A 12,516-nucleotide genomic window follows, 5' to 3' on the forward strand; every position below is an offset into this window, starting at 1 on the left:
CATGTCGATGTTCCGCTATCGCGCCTATTCGGCGCAGGGCGATCTCGTCGAAGGCGAAATCGAGGCGCGCTCCCGCGAGGAGGCCGAGGAGCAGCTCTGGGGCCGCGGCGTCACGCCCTTCGCCGTGCAGGAGAAGCGCGCCGAGACGAATTTCTCGCTCGCCGGCCTCTTCTCGAAATCCGGCCCTTCGGCGGCCGAGATCGCCTCTTTCACGCGCGAATTCGCGACGCTGGAAGAAGCCGACCTGCCGCTCGACAACAGCCTGCGCATATTGGCGCAACAGAGCGCCTCGCCTGCCGTGCGCGCGCTGGCGGAAGAGATTCTGCGCCGCGTCGTCGACGGCGCTTCTCTCTCGGACGCGCTGAGCGCACGCGCGGAATTGTTCGGCGCCGATTACATCAACATCATTCGCGCCGGCGAGACGATGGGCAATGTCGCGCAGGCGCTCATCGACATCGCCGACATGCTGGAGCGCCGCCTCGAGATGCGCGCGAAGATTCAGAGCGGCCTCGTCTATCCTGCGCTGCTGATCGTGCTCGCCATCATCTCCACCGGAGTCGTGCTCGGCACTCTGGTGCCGAGCATCGCGCCGATCTTCGCCGACAATGGGCGGCCCATGCCCAAGGGCCTGCAATTCATCATCGATCTCGAGGGCGCCTGGCCGATGATCGCAACGGGCTTCGTCGCGCTCGGCGCCGGGCTCTATGGGCTCAAACGCTACGCCGCGGGCAATCCGCCGCTGCAGATCAAGCTCGACCGCGCATTGCTCGATCTGCCCTACGCCGGCGACATCATCGCGAAATTCCAGGCGGCGCGCTTCGCGCGAACGCTCGGCGCCATGTCGCGCGCCGGCGTGCCGCTGCTGCAGGGGCTCGAGAGCGCGCGCGCGGTCGTCTCCAACGCTCACTTTCGCTCCGAGCTCGCCGGCGCCATCGAATCGGTGCGCGGCGGCGGCGCGCTCAGCGCCGCGCTCGAGCGCATCGAGGCGTTTCCTGTCGCGGCGGCGCAGATGACGCGCATCGGCGAGGAGGTGGCCAAGCTCGACGAGCTGCTGCTGCGCCTCGCCACAATGTTCGAGCGTCAAACCCAGCGCGGCATCGAGCGCGCGGTCGGTCTCGTCACCCCGATACTCACCATCCTCATCGCCGCTGTCGTCGGCGGGCTCGTGATGACGGTGATGGACGCCGTGCTGGGGATCAACGAGCTCGCCGGCCAATGAGCAGCAGGACGCCGAGGCGCGCGAACGCGCGGGCAGGATTTTCGCTGATCGAGATGCTCGCCGCGCTCGCCATTCTCGCGCTCGTCGCCGGCCTCGCGACGCAGCTCGGCCGCCGTCCCTCGCCGCGGCTGCGCGTCGAGAGCGCGACGCGCTCCCTCTGCGCCGCGCTGCGCCAGACGCGCATGCGCGCGATCGCCGCCAATGAGGACATGGCGCTGACGATCGATTTGCGCCGCAAGTCCTTCGTCTCTCCGGTCGTGGCGGAGACCCCGCTGCCCGATGACGCGCAAATCGATCTCGCCGTCTCCGCCGTCGAGCGGCGCAGCCGAGACAGGGCCGATTTCGCCTTCTATCCGAGCGGCGGCTCGTCGGGCGGCGAATTGTCGATCGCGCTCGCCGGCGTGCGCGCGCAGATCGCGGTGAACTGGCTGACCGGAGCGACGCGATGCGCCGTGTACTAGCGCGGGCGCGCCATGCGCGGGGCGGCTTCACGCTGATCGAATCGCTCGTCGCCTTCGTGATCCTCACCCTGGCCATCGGCGCGCTGATGCAGGGCCTCGGCGGCGGCGCGCGCAACGAGGCGCGCGGGGATTTTCTGCTGCGCGCGGCGCGGCAGGGCCGCTCGCAGCTCGAGGCGCTCGGCGCCGCGACGCCGCTTTCGGCCGGAGAATCATCGGGCCGCTACGCCGACGGGCTCGTCTGGCGCCTGATCGTCTCGCCCTATCGGTCGGTCGTCGCCGCCGACGGGAGCGGACGAACCACCGCTTTTCTCGCGCGCCTCGCCGTGCGGCGACCGGGCGGCGGGCCTTCCGCACAAGACTCTCTGACCTTGACGACGATCAAGGTCGCAATCGCCAAGCCCCGTCAGTGAGGAGCGCCCCACCATGAGGATCGCGCGCCGGCGGGCCGGCTTCTCCCTGCTCGAGGTCCTGCTCGCGGTTACCCTGCTCGCGATGATCACGTCCGCGATCCTCGGCGGCCTGCATCTCGGCAAGCGCGCCTGGGAGACCGGGCGCGATTATGAGAGCGTCGGCGAGGTCGAGGAGGCGGCGGGCGCCATCGCCTCGATGCTGTCGCGCGCCTATCCGGCCGCCATCGCCCAGGGCGAGGAGCAGACCGTCGCATTCCGCGGACGCGGCGACGATCTGCGTCTGGTGACGACCTATGACGGCGGCGCGAGCTGGGCGGGACTGATGCTGACCGAGATCGGCCTTTCCGGCGGCGATCTCTCGATCTGGACCAATGTGTTCCGCGCCGACGGCTGGCGGAGGTCCGAGCGCGGACGCCCGGTGAAGGCCCTGACGAACGTCGAGAAATTCGAGCTCTCCTATTTCGGCTCGCCCACGCCCGAAGCGCCGCCGCGATGGACGAACTCCTGGATCGATCAGCACATGGCGCCGCAGCTCGTCGCCGTGAAGCTCGTCGCCCTGCGCAACCGCAAGCGCATCGACGCATCCTTCACCGTCGCGCTTCGCCAGCGGCCGGATTGACGGGGCGTGAGGCCTCGAGGCTCGCCTCAACCGATCTCGAACGATCCGAGGCACCACGACAGCCAAAATCCCAGAGCGAGATGCGGCCCGAAGGGAATGGGCTGGCGCATGCTCTCGATCCCACGCGCCTCGATCAGCGCGGAGACCAGCGCCGAGGCGCAGGCGACGACGAGGCATCCCGGCAGCGCCGCGAGTCCGAGCCATAGTCCCGCGAGCGCGAACAGCCTGGCGTCGGCCGGGCCGAGCCCCGCTCCGCCGCGCAGCCGCGCATAGACGAGATCGGCGCCGCGCAGCGCCGCATAGCCCGCGGCGGCGGCGGCGAGACGGTCGAGAACGGCGCTCGCCTCGAGAAAGGCCAGCAGCACGGCCCCGCAGACCAGCAGAACGAGCAGCGGTCCGTCGGGGATCAGCAGATAGCGCGCGTCGAACAGCGCGACGAGCAGGAGAGACGCGAACAGCGCCAGCGTCGGCACACCCCACCAGCCGAGCGATCCGGCGTCGGCGAGCAGCAGCGCCCCGCCGGCGAGGGCGATCCAGGCGACATGGGCGAGCGGCCGCCCGTCCCCTTGCGCGAGAAGAATCGAGCGCGCGGGCGCGCCGAGCCGCGCGCAGCGGCGGAAGCGCCCCCTCATCGTCATCGCCACGGCGGCGCCCTAGAGATCCTCGTGAATATCGCATCCATAATCGGAGACGGGACGAAAGGCCTCGTCGGCGATCCTGTTCCAGCAGCGCCCGATTCCGCCGGCGATGCGCCGATACAGGAACACGCCGTTATATTCCTCGACCCGCTGGTCGGCGACGCCGCGGCGGCCGAGATAGTTGAAATAGGAAATGGCCACGTCGCCATGGCAGCGATAGACGACATAGCGGTCCATCTTGAAGGCCGCATGATTGTCCTTCGCTTCGCCGACGCAGTAGGAATAATGCTGGAGAGCATGCGGATCCATGCTCACATCGGCTCGCGCCGGACGTCCGGGGCCCGATGCGAGGACGAGCAGCCCGAGCCCGAACAACGTCCCAACGCGCATGCGACCCACTCCGCTCCCGACGACGGCGGCAACTTAGCCGACCCGGCATTTGCAAGCAACGCTCATGCGTTGCGGCGATCGGGCGACGGTCCGCGTGCTTCGAGACGGCTCCTTCGGAAGCCTCCTCGGCATGAGGAAACCTTCAACCGATCGGCCTCGTTGCGACGCCCAGGTCGCCGGTCCGGAGCGATGTCGCGACCATCAGCTCCCGCGTCCGCCCTGCTGCTCGTCCCAATAGGGCCGCGCGTGATAATGCTCGTGCACGCGCCGCTCCCATTCCCGGTCGGACCAGCTTTCGTCGGAAAATTCCGGCGCGTCATGGAGCTGCTGCTCGGTGACGTCGGCGATGAAGACGCCCCGTTCGCGATCGTAGGTCAGGGAGCTCCACGGCAGCGGATAATGGCTGTGGCCGAGGCCGAGAAAGCCGCCGAAGGCCATCACCGCATAGCGCACGCCGCCGGAGCCGCAATCGATCATCAGATGATCGATTTCGCCGATCTCGTCGCCCTTCGGATCGAAGACGGTCACGCCCTCCAGCTCCTCGCTGGAGATCAGATTGAAACCGAAATCGGCAGAGGCCATGGCCCCCTCCTGTCGCAGGTCTTCACGGCGCGGGAACGCGCCCGCGCCGGGAAAGGTTCCCGCGGGCGACCGCCGGCTCCGGCGAGGCGAGCGTCGCCCTCGGGCCGCCGCCGGCCGCGACGACCATCAGGTCACGTCCGCGCAAACGGCGGCGATGGCCTCCAGATCGGGCGTTTCGGCGCATGAGGAAAGCCTCGGATCGACAGGCTCCGCCGCCGCCGGCAATATGACGCCTCGATTCTGGAAACCAAATCATTTTTCGCGAGACAGGGAGACGCGTCGATGAGAGCGTTTCGCACGGCCGGACTCGCCGCGGCGGTCGCAGCGGCCGCTACGCCCGCCGCGGCGCAATGGGACGGCTTTCTCGTCCCGGACTGGACGAAGCGGGCGGAGACGCGGACCTCGCATCTCCTGCTCGGCGCTCCGACGGCGGCGCCCTACTCCTATTATTACCGCTATCCGGACCCCTACCCTTACGCCTACGCCCCGCGTGGATGTCTGGTGGATGCGGCGATGTTCGACGATTGGGGAATCTTCCGCGGCTATCAGAGGCTGCGCGTCGCCTGCTGATCGGAGACGCGCTTGTCGAGCAAGATCTGATTGGCGTCGAGCGAGAACTCGCGCCAGGCGGCGGCGATGTCGCGCAGCGTCGCGCTGAGATAATCCTTGGACGGCTTGTGCTCCTCGGGGAAATTGGAGAGGGCGCAGGACGTGCGGTTATAGTCGATGACGCCGTCGAGCAGCTCGTGGATGAAGCCGTCGAAAGCGGCCTGCGCCAGCGGCGTCAGATCGGAGCGGCCCTTCTCGACGGCCACGCCCGAATGATCGAAGGGAAGGCTCTCCAGCACAGCGAGCGCCTCCTTCAACACCGCCTCCATCGCGCCGAGCATGGCGCGCTGCGTGACCTGCTCGCGCTGGCCGTTGGAGAGGCCGAAATTCAGCCGCTGGCGATAGCTGGCGAAGACCGGCCCGCGCTTCGACTGGACCCATTCGCGAAAGCGTGCGAGGCTCGCCTCGTTGAGCGCCTCCGGCGACGTCGCCTCGATCGTTCCGGAACTCATGATCGGCGCCTCCTTCTTGTCGAGAATCCGCAAGGCGATGCGCTTCGCCGCATTGAGCGCGCCTTCCACATAGCCGCCGCCGTCGCGCGCCGTCTCCGTTCCGCCGAGGAACAGCTTGCCCTCCCAGAACGACTGCCGCAGCAGCGGATCGCCATATTCGGGGTGCTCGGAAGGCGGCGTCTTGTCGAGGCTCGCGCAGGTGAAGGGCTCGCGCGCCCAGTCCTGCACATGCTGCTCGCCGGCGCCCTCGAGCGGCTTGCCGAACAATTGGACGAGCTGACTGTCGAGCAGCATCGGCATGCCGCCCGCGAAGGCTTCGCGCCATTCGATCGAGAGCGCGAAGAAGCCGCCGATCGCCGCGCGCTCGCCCGCGGCGTCGCAGGCGTCGAAGATCTCGCCGAGCACGGCCTGCTCATGAGTGACGAAAGCGTTGCCGGAATGGCCGTCGGCGCGCCACGCGGGCTTGCCCTCATAGCCGACCACGGCCTTGGCGTGGGCGGCCATCCAGGTCGGAGCGTTGCGCATCGCGTTGCGGGTCAGCGCGTCGAGCGGCGGATCGAAGGCTATTGTCTCCTCGACGAGCCGCGGCGGCAGCGCCAGCACGGCGCGGCGCGCCTCGACGACGACCGGCTCGCCGGCGATGTCGAAGCGCAGTTCGACATGGTCGCCGCGCTCGGCCGCGTCGCGCAGCACGGCGTTCAGATGAATCGATTCGGCCGGGATGTTCTCGGCCAGCGCCTCGATCAGCGAGGCCATGCCGCCCTCGATCCGGCGCGCGCCGGAGTGGAGGTTCGGCGTCATGCGCGTCTCGGGCTTCTTGTCCCCCTCGGCGAGCAGCAGCGCCGTGCCCGGATCATATTGCGGGAAGTCGGCGAGCCCGAGCTCGGCGACGAGCGCGGTGATCGTCGGCTGCGTGTCGGGCCAGAACCAGGTGGGGCCGAGATCGACGCGCAGTCCCGACTTCCGATCCTCGGCCGACAGCACCCGGCCGCCGAGACGCGAGCGGGCCTCATAAATCGCGAAGCTCACGCCCGCCTCGGCCAGATCGCGCGCGAGCCCCAGGCCGCACGCTCCGCATCCGACAATCACGACATCCAGCATGGTTCCGCTCCACGGCCGAAAGAATATTGGGCGGAAAGGAACGCAAAGGACGTGCCGCGCATTTTGTCGCTTTTGCGCCCCGCGGCCTGCGCTTTTCTCACGGAGCGATCGGAAACCTCACGGCGGCTTCGGCGCCCGGCGGCGTAGCCGCGTGGGGCTTTTCCGCCGCGACGACGATGCGCAGACGCCCGTCCGCGAGCGCCTCGGCCTCGACCACGGTTCCGGCCAGTTCCTGTCCACTGATCGAGACGAACGCCGGATCGCCCACCCGCACCCGCGGCGCGCTCCCCGCATCGAGCGTCAGGGCGACGCGCAGGGGCTGCTTCGGCTCGATGAGGAACAGCGGCTTCGGGTCCGAGGGGCCGACCTCCCGGCTCGGCTCCGCATGGCGCTCGGCCACGGCTCCCGTGATGGGCGCGACGATCTCCGTGACGGGGCGATCCGCCTGCGCCTTCGCGAGCTCCGTCTTTCGACGCTCGACCTGCGCCTCGTATCGAACGAGCAGCTTCTCGGCGCCGGCCAGCGCGGCGCGCGCCCGCGCCAAGACCCGGCTCGACCTCTTACGGGCCTCGACGCGCGCCAGCTCGGCTTTCGCCTGCTCGACCGCCGCCTTGCCGCTCTGCGCGCGCCGCGCCGCCGCCTCCAGCGCCGCTCTCGCCTGCGCGACCGCGGAGGATTCGATGCGGGCGCAGACCTGGCCGGCCGCGACCGTCTCGCCGACAGCGCATTCGACCGAGCCGAGAACGCCGGCGATCTTCGCCGCGACAGGCTGCGGAGGCGCGAGAGAGACGGGGCCGCGCGCCTCGACCGCGCGCGCGGCCGGCGCCTCGGGCGCCTCCTCCCGCCCGACGATCGGCTCGCGCCGCGTCGCGAGATAGAGCGAGCCTGCGATCGCGGCGATGGCGATGCTGCCGACGATGGTCGCCCGGCGCCAGTCGGCGGCGGCGCGTATCGGGGCACCTCGCGCCGCCGCCGGCGCAACGCGCGCGCGCCGGCGCCGCGCCAGCCGCTTGTCGATCTCCATCACGACGAGAAGCGACGCGCCGGCGAACATGAGATAGCCCCATTCCCGGAAGGTCACCGGAGATATCCGCAAGATTTCCGCGAGCGGCGACCAATGCATGGCCGCGAGATGGATGAGCTGCGCGCCGACGACGCTCGCGAGCAGGAACGGGCTCGCGAACAGGCTGCGATGAAAAATCGAATGACGCTCGGAGCGCGCGTTCAGCGCTTGGAAATTCTCGAAGATCACGAACAGCAGCAGCAGAAGATTGCGCGCATGGGCTTCGTCATAGCCATGGTCGAGCAGCCAGTCGAACACGCCGAAGCCGACGCAGGCCATGACGATCGCCGAATAGACGCTGCGCTCGATCATCACGCGGTCGAAGACCGGCTCCTCGGGCCGGCGCGGCGGATAGGTCAGCTCGTCGCCCTCGGGCTTCTCGGCGGCGAGCGCCACATGCTGCACGCCATTGGTGACGAGGTTGAGCCAGAGCAATTGCACCGGCAGCAGAGGCATGGGCATGCCGAGCGGTATCGCCAGCAGAAAGAGCAAGAGCTCCGCCGCGCCGGTAGACACCAGCAGAAAGATCACCTTGCGGATATTGGCGTAGGCGACGCGGCCCTCGCGCACGCCGCGCACGATCGAGGCGAAATTATCGTCGGCGACGATGATGTCGGCGCTCTCCTTGGCGACATCCGTGCCGAATTTACCCATGGCGACGCCGACATGCGCATGCTTGAGCGCCGGCGCGTCATTGACGCCGTCGCCGGTGACCGCGACGAAATGGCCGTTGCGCGCGAGCGACAGGACGATCGCGAGCTTCTGGATCGGCTCGACCCGCGCATAGACGCGCGCGCGGCGCGTGAGCTCGTCGAGCGTCGCCTCGCCCTGCTCTTCGGCGCGCCGCACCTCGGCGCCCGTCACGACCTGATCCGGCGTGAACGCCATGCCCGCCTGCGCCGCGATCGCGGCGGCCGTGCCGGGCGAATCGCCCGTCACCATCGCGACCTCTATGCCGGCCTGATAGCAGGCGCGAATGGCGCGCGCGGCCTCCGGACGCAACGGGTCCTTCATGCCGGCGAGGCCGAGGAAGACCAGATTCTCGAGATGGCCGGGGCCGTAATCGCCTTCGGGCTCGGCCGCGATCTCGCCCTCGACGAAAGCGAGCACGCGCAGCCCTTGCGCCGACAGCGCGTCCTTCTGCGCGATCAGGGCGTCGCGGTCGATCGGCGCCGCCTCGCCGCCGACGTCCATCCGGCTCGCCATGGCGATCAGAACCTCGGGCGCGCCCTTGGCGAAGACGCGGACCGTCGCGCCCTTCTCGTGCCGATGGAAGGAGGCCGCATAGCGCAGGTCCGGCTCATAGGGAATGCGCTTGATGAGCGGATAGCGCTCGCGCAGCTCGTCCTGCGGAACGCCGCCCCGATGCGCGGCGACGAGCAGCGCGACGTCGACCGTGTCGCCGACGGTCCGCATCCCTTCCCGCTCTTTCCAGATCTCGGCCTCGTTTGGCAGGGCCGCGGCGCGCAGCAGGGCCGCGACGAGCAGATCGGCCCGCTCGCCCGCATCGTCGCCTGTAGGAGATTCGCGCGACAGGGTTTCTCCGTCCGGCTCACAGGTCAGAACCGTGCCGTCGGGCAGAGCGATGGTGGTGACCGTCAGCTGGTTGAGCGTGAGCGTGCCGGTCTTGTCCGAGGCGATCATCGTGCAGGAGCCGAGCGCTTCGACCGCCGGCATTCGCCGCACGACGACATTGGCGTTGGCCATCCGGCGCATGCCGATCGCGAGGGCGACCGAAATGGCGACAGGCAGTCCTTCGGGAATGGCCGCGACGGCGAGCCCGACCGCCATCATGAAAATCTGGACGAGCGGCATCTGCCGCGCGAAGCCGATGACGGCCAGGACCGCGATGGCGACGCCTATGAGCGCGGCGATCATGCGCGAGAAGCGCTCCATGCGGATCATCAGCGGCGGCTGGGCGATCGAGGGCTGGACCAGCGCTTCGGCGATGCGGCCGACCTCCGTCGCGAGCCCCGTCGCCTCCACGATGCCCGCCCCGCGCCCGCGCGTCACCATGGAGCCGGCGAAGGCCATGCCCGCGCGCTCCGCCTCGCGGCCGGCGTGCCCCGTCTGCGGCGCCTTGCGCACGGGCAGGGATTCGCCGGTCAGCAACGACTCGTCGCAGCGCAGATCATCGGCTTCGAAAAGCTTTATGTCGGCCGGCGCGCGCCGGCCGGCCTCGAGCAGCACGCAGTCGCCGGGAACGAGATCGCGGGCGTCGATCTCCATCCGGACGTCGTCGCGGACGACGAGCGCATGCGGCTGATCCTGCTCCTTCAGCGCCGCCGCCGCCTGGCCCGCCGAATATTCCTGGACGGCGCCGATCACGCCGTTGAGCAGCAGCACGACGCCGATGAACAGCGCGTCCTTGGCGTCGCCGATGACCAGCGCGACGACCGCCGCCCCGACGAGGATATAGATGAGCGGGCTCAGGAACTGCCGCAGGAAGATGACGAGGAAGGACGGCGGCCGCGGCTCCGGAAGCGTATTCGCGCCAAATCTCTGCAAACGCGCGCGCGCTTCGGCGCTGGTCAATCCCTGCATCTCACCGCCTCTAGAAAGCCCCGGCGGCGAGCGAAAGCTCCCCGCGCCGCATCGAACGAGATATCAGATAGCGCGCGCCCGGCTCGGGCGACGCGATCCGCGACCCTCCGCCTTCGCCTCGCCGGGCCGGCGGAAGAAACTGTAGCATATACCGCTGTTTACTTTACGTCGCTTCGAGCGACCCTGGGCGCCGCTCGTCGACAGAGAGATTCGGAAAAAAACGAATATCAGATTTCTCGTCCCCCTGTCCCGTACGACGCCGCCGATCGCCTCGGCGAGCGGGACCGTCGTCGCGGCCGGTCCCTACGAGCAATCGAGGCGCTTTCCCGACCGCCGAGCGCGAACTCCGGCTACATCGACCGCTTCCTCGACCTCGGCCTGTGACGGGGGCGCGACAGCGAAGCGGCGGCGCTCTTGCCGCGCCCTGCTCCCGCCGGATAGAGAGGGCTCGCGGCAAACCCGTCTCGCCAGGAGCCCGAAGCAATGGCCCGCCCCTCTTTCCTGTTCGTCGCCGCCGCGACGCTCGTCGTCGTCGGCGGCGCGACATGGTATTTCGTCCTTCGACGCACGCCGGCCTGCGTCTCCGGCGGAACGCTGATGGCGACCGCCCAGCAATGCCGCAGCCTGGGCTTCGACGCCGCCGTCTGCGCCTCCGCGGTCGAGACGTCGCGCGCCCTCGCGTTGCGCGCCGCGCCGAAACAGGACACGTCCTTCGCTTGCGAGGTGCTCTATTCGGAATGTTTCGCGGGACCGGACGGCCGCTTCACGCCTTCGCCGTCCTTCTGCCTCGCGCCGGGCGCGACCGCGCCGACGGAAATCCGCTATCTCGAATACGGCTCGGACCGGATGAAACGCAAGAAGCTGCAGGAAGTGCGGCTCGACTGAGGCCGCCCGCGGAAACCTGCGCTCCCTTCTCCCACAAATGTGGAAGAAGGGAGCGCACGACGGCTCCGCCTCATTGATCCGAGGCCTGCCGCCTGCCGCCGAGCCGGAATTCGGCCGGCGCGACGACCAGCATTCCTGCGGATGTGCGCAGCGCGAGCCGATAGGGCACGACCATATGGGCGTTGGGCAGCGGCGCGAGCCACACCGTAATATCGTTGTTCTCCGCCATGAAGCGGGTCGAGACGCTGTCCGGCCGATGTCCGGAGATCGGCGTATAGCGCGCCATGCACACCGACACCGGGCCCTCATAGCCGCGCGTCTGCACCATGCGGGTCTCGACATATTGGAGCGTCACGTCGAAGCGCGTCACGCCGTCGAACACCGGAATGGTGCGGTTACAGGCCGAGGGGCCGGTGAGCGGCTCGTTCTCCGGCACGCTCATCAGCAGAGCGCTCACCGGATCGGTGATATGGGTCTTGTTGCTGTCGGTCACCGGAATGCGGACCGGCAGGTCCCAGGGGACCGGCTCCACCTGCACGGCGCGCACCGCATTGCCGGCGAGCGCCATTCTCACGGTGCGCGTCTCATAAGAATTGGAAGTCGTGTTGGCGTAGCGCGACGGCTGCGGCCCGCCGCGCGACAGGGCGCCGGCGGCGGTGGCTGCGCCGCGCGTGTCGTTGACGAGGGAGGCGAGCCCCGATGTGTGCATCGCAATGTCGATGCGATACGTCCGCCCGTCGAACACGCCCTGCGCCGACGCATGGCCGATGGAGAAGCCGATGAGGCTCAGCGAATATTGCGCCTTCAAGGTCTCGGCCGAGGTCTCGCCGCCCGCCGCCGGCTCCGCCGCGGCCATTGCGAGAAGCGACGCGGCGACGCCGCCGGTTCTTGCGAGAACGAATGACACTTGCGTCATGCCGGGGTCCGCGATCGATCCAATCATCCGCCACAAACAGCGCCGCGACACGTCGCCCCGGCGCTTCGCTCGTCCGGCGGACGGGCCGCTCAGACCCATTCGCGCCAGCTTCCATCGGCGAAGACGCGCCAGGCGCGCAATCCCGCTTTGGCGACCACGATGCGGCCGGCTTTCGCCTCGCTCACGAGGTGCTTGAATACGAGCTGATTGCGCCAGGAAAACGGCTTTTCCGGGTCGCAGACCGCATGATATTCGTCGCTGTCGGGATCGTCCATCAGCAGTGTCCCCACCCTGTCCGGCCTCAGTTGCGGCCCGAGGTCGCGCTCCTCCTTCCAGCGGCAGTGATAGTCCCGGCACACTCGAGGGCGCGTCGCATAGACGCCGCAGCCGCTCGTGCGCGTGCAGTGCCCGCACCAGACGCCGGCCCTCTTGTCGAATTCGTCGATCTCGAGAACCTTGCAGCAGAAGGCGCAGGGGCCGCAGTCCTTGCCGGGAATGTCGAGCATGAGGGTTTCGCGTCGGCGCCGATTGGGAGGAGCGAATCGTTCTGCTACACTGGTTACAACGATCGCGCCGCCCGCGCCATCGCCTTCGCCGCCGAGCCGAGATGAACGAACGGGCAAGGAG

13 protein-coding genes and 1 pseudogene are annotated in these 12,516 nt (G+C 68.9%); 6 read left to right on the top strand and 8 right to left on the bottom strand.

Features of this window, described 5'->3' with window-relative positions; genetic code table 11:
- The first annotated feature begins 1 nt into the window (after position 1).
- From AC6IW9_RS18880 to AC6IW9_RS18895, 4 genes are read left to right on the top strand one after another with little or no spacing between them, the layout of a single operon-like run.
- Entirely contained in the window at positions 2–1,219 is a 1,218-nt protein-coding gene (locus tag AC6IW9_RS18880; RefSeq protein WP_497766096.1) for a type II secretion system F family protein, read from the top strand.
- Positions 1,216–1,680, top strand: coding sequence for a GspH/FimT family pseudopilin (locus AC6IW9_RS18885; protein WP_497766099.1), 465 nt, complete (start codon positions 1,216–1,218; stop codon positions 1,678–1,680). The genes AC6IW9_RS18880 and AC6IW9_RS18885 overlap by 4 nt, the downstream gene beginning before the upstream one ends.
- Complete coding sequence (locus AC6IW9_RS18890) at positions 1,665–2,090, top strand: type IV pilus modification PilV family protein (protein WP_497766102.1); 426 nt, start codon at positions 1,665–1,667, stop codon at positions 2,088–2,090. The genes AC6IW9_RS18885 and AC6IW9_RS18890 overlap by 16 nt, the downstream gene beginning before the upstream one ends.
- 13 nt (positions 2,091–2,103) lie before the next feature.
- Positions 2,104–2,709 (top strand): PulJ/GspJ family protein, encoded by a 606-nt coding sequence (locus tag AC6IW9_RS18895; RefSeq protein ID WP_497766104.1) that lies wholly within the window; start codon positions 2,104–2,106, stop codon positions 2,707–2,709.
- 26 nt (positions 2,710–2,735) lie between these two features.
- On the opposite strand, the gene AC6IW9_RS18900 is transcribed toward AC6IW9_RS18895, so the two are convergent.
- The 3 genes from AC6IW9_RS18900 to AC6IW9_RS18910 form a co-directional block, all read right to left on the bottom strand.
- The gene (locus AC6IW9_RS18900) at positions 2,736–3,347 is read right to left on the bottom strand and encodes a prepilin peptidase (protein WP_497772561.1); all 612 of its coding nucleotides are present in this window, start codon (positions 3,345–3,347) and stop codon (positions 2,736–2,738) included.
- A 15-nt stretch (positions 3,348–3,362) separates the two neighbouring features.
- Positions 3,363–3,737: a hypothetical protein gene (locus AC6IW9_RS18905; RefSeq protein ID WP_497766107.1), complete on the bottom strand. Its 375-nt coding sequence runs from the start codon at positions 3,735–3,737 to the stop codon at positions 3,363–3,365.
- Between the two features lie 201 nt (positions 3,738–3,938).
- On the bottom strand, positions 3,939–4,319 hold the full coding sequence (locus AC6IW9_RS18910) for a PRC-barrel domain-containing protein (RefSeq protein ID WP_497766110.1): 381 nt from the start codon (positions 4,317–4,319) through the stop codon (positions 3,939–3,941).
- 282 nt (positions 4,320–4,601) lie between these two features.
- Between AC6IW9_RS18910 and AC6IW9_RS18915 the strand changes: the two genes are divergently transcribed.
- Positions 4,602–4,889, top strand: coding sequence for a hypothetical protein (locus AC6IW9_RS18915; protein ID WP_497766112.1), 288 nt, complete (start codon positions 4,602–4,604; stop codon positions 4,887–4,889).
- Here the strand turns inward: AC6IW9_RS18915 and AC6IW9_RS18920 are convergent.
- The 3 genes and pseudogenes from AC6IW9_RS18920 to AC6IW9_RS18930 all read right to left on the bottom strand — a co-directional run.
- The gene (locus AC6IW9_RS18920) at positions 4,865–6,481 is read right to left on the bottom strand and encodes a flavin monoamine oxidase family protein (RefSeq protein ID WP_497766115.1); all 1,617 of its coding nucleotides are present in this window, start codon (positions 6,479–6,481) and stop codon (positions 4,865–4,867) included. The genes AC6IW9_RS18915 and AC6IW9_RS18920 overlap by 25 nt on opposite strands.
- Positions 6,482–6,578: 97 nt before the next feature.
- On the bottom strand, positions 6,579–7,499 hold the full coding sequence (locus AC6IW9_RS18925; protein ID WP_497772562.1) for an efflux RND transporter periplasmic adaptor subunit: 921 nt from the start codon (positions 7,497–7,499) through the stop codon (positions 6,579–6,581).
- Positions 7,473–10,088, bottom strand: a pseudogene (locus tag AC6IW9_RS18930) (cation-translocating P-type ATPase); the annotation flags it as partial. The pseudogene AC6IW9_RS18930 and the gene AC6IW9_RS18925, both read right to left, overlap by 27 nt.
- Positions 10,089–10,571: 483 nt before the next feature.
- Here AC6IW9_RS18930 and AC6IW9_RS18935 point away from each other — a divergent pair.
- The gene (locus AC6IW9_RS18935; protein WP_497766117.1) at positions 10,572–10,973 is read left to right on the top strand and encodes a hypothetical protein; all 402 of its coding nucleotides are present in this window, start codon (positions 10,572–10,574) and stop codon (positions 10,971–10,973) included.
- A gap of 70 nt (positions 10,974–11,043) precedes the next feature.
- Here AC6IW9_RS18935 and AC6IW9_RS18940 read toward each other — a convergent pair whose 3' ends face one another.
- Positions 11,044–11,889: a DUF3108 domain-containing protein gene (locus AC6IW9_RS18940; protein WP_497766119.1), complete on the bottom strand. Its 846-nt coding sequence runs from the start codon at positions 11,887–11,889 to the stop codon at positions 11,044–11,046.
- Between the two features lie 89 nt (positions 11,890–11,978).
- Positions 11,979–12,395: a hypothetical protein gene (locus tag AC6IW9_RS18945; protein WP_497766121.1), complete on the bottom strand. Its 417-nt coding sequence runs from the start codon at positions 12,393–12,395 to the stop codon at positions 11,979–11,981.
- Positions 12,396–12,516: the final 121 nt, after the last annotated feature.

The sequence above is a fragment of the Methylosinus sp. shoA genome (assembly GCF_059718125.1).

Coding starts and splice junctions, on each gene's coding strand:
- AC6IW9_RS18880 (WP_497766096.1), top strand. CDS start 2: ATGTCGATGTTCCGCTATCGCGCCTATTCGGCGCAGGGCGATCTCGTC.
- AC6IW9_RS18885 (WP_497766099.1), top strand. CDS start 1,216: ATGAGCAGCAGGACGCCGAGGCGCGCGAACGCGCGGGCAGGATTTTCG.
- AC6IW9_RS18890 (WP_497766102.1), top strand. CDS start 1,665: ATGCGCCGTGTACTAGCGCGGGCGCGCCATGCGCGGGGCGGCTTCACG.
- AC6IW9_RS18895 (WP_497766104.1), top strand. CDS start 2,104: ATGAGGATCGCGCGCCGGCGGGCCGGCTTCTCCCTGCTCGAGGTCCTG.
- AC6IW9_RS18900 (WP_497772561.1), bottom strand. CDS start 3,347: ATGACGATGAGGGGGCGCTTCCGCCGCTGCGCGCGGCTCGGCGCGCCC.
- AC6IW9_RS18905 (WP_497766107.1), bottom strand. CDS start 3,737: ATGCGCGTTGGGACGTTGTTCGGGCTCGGGCTGCTCGTCCTCGCATCG.
- AC6IW9_RS18910 (WP_497766110.1), bottom strand. CDS start 4,319: ATGGCCTCTGCCGATTTCGGTTTCAATCTGATCTCCAGCGAGGAGCTG.
- AC6IW9_RS18915 (WP_497766112.1), top strand. CDS start 4,602: ATGAGAGCGTTTCGCACGGCCGGACTCGCCGCGGCGGTCGCAGCGGCC.
- AC6IW9_RS18920 (WP_497766115.1), bottom strand. CDS start 6,481: ATGCTGGATGTCGTGATTGTCGGATGCGGAGCGTGCGGCCTGGGGCTC.
- AC6IW9_RS18935 (WP_497766117.1), top strand. CDS start 10,572: ATGGCCCGCCCCTCTTTCCTGTTCGTCGCCGCCGCGACGCTCGTCGTC.
- AC6IW9_RS18940 (WP_497766119.1), bottom strand. CDS start 11,889: ATGACGCAAGTGTCATTCGTTCTCGCAAGAACCGGCGGCGTCGCCGCG.
- AC6IW9_RS18945 (WP_497766121.1), bottom strand. CDS start 12,395: ATGCTCGACATTCCCGGCAAGGACTGCGGCCCCTGCGCCTTCTGCTGC.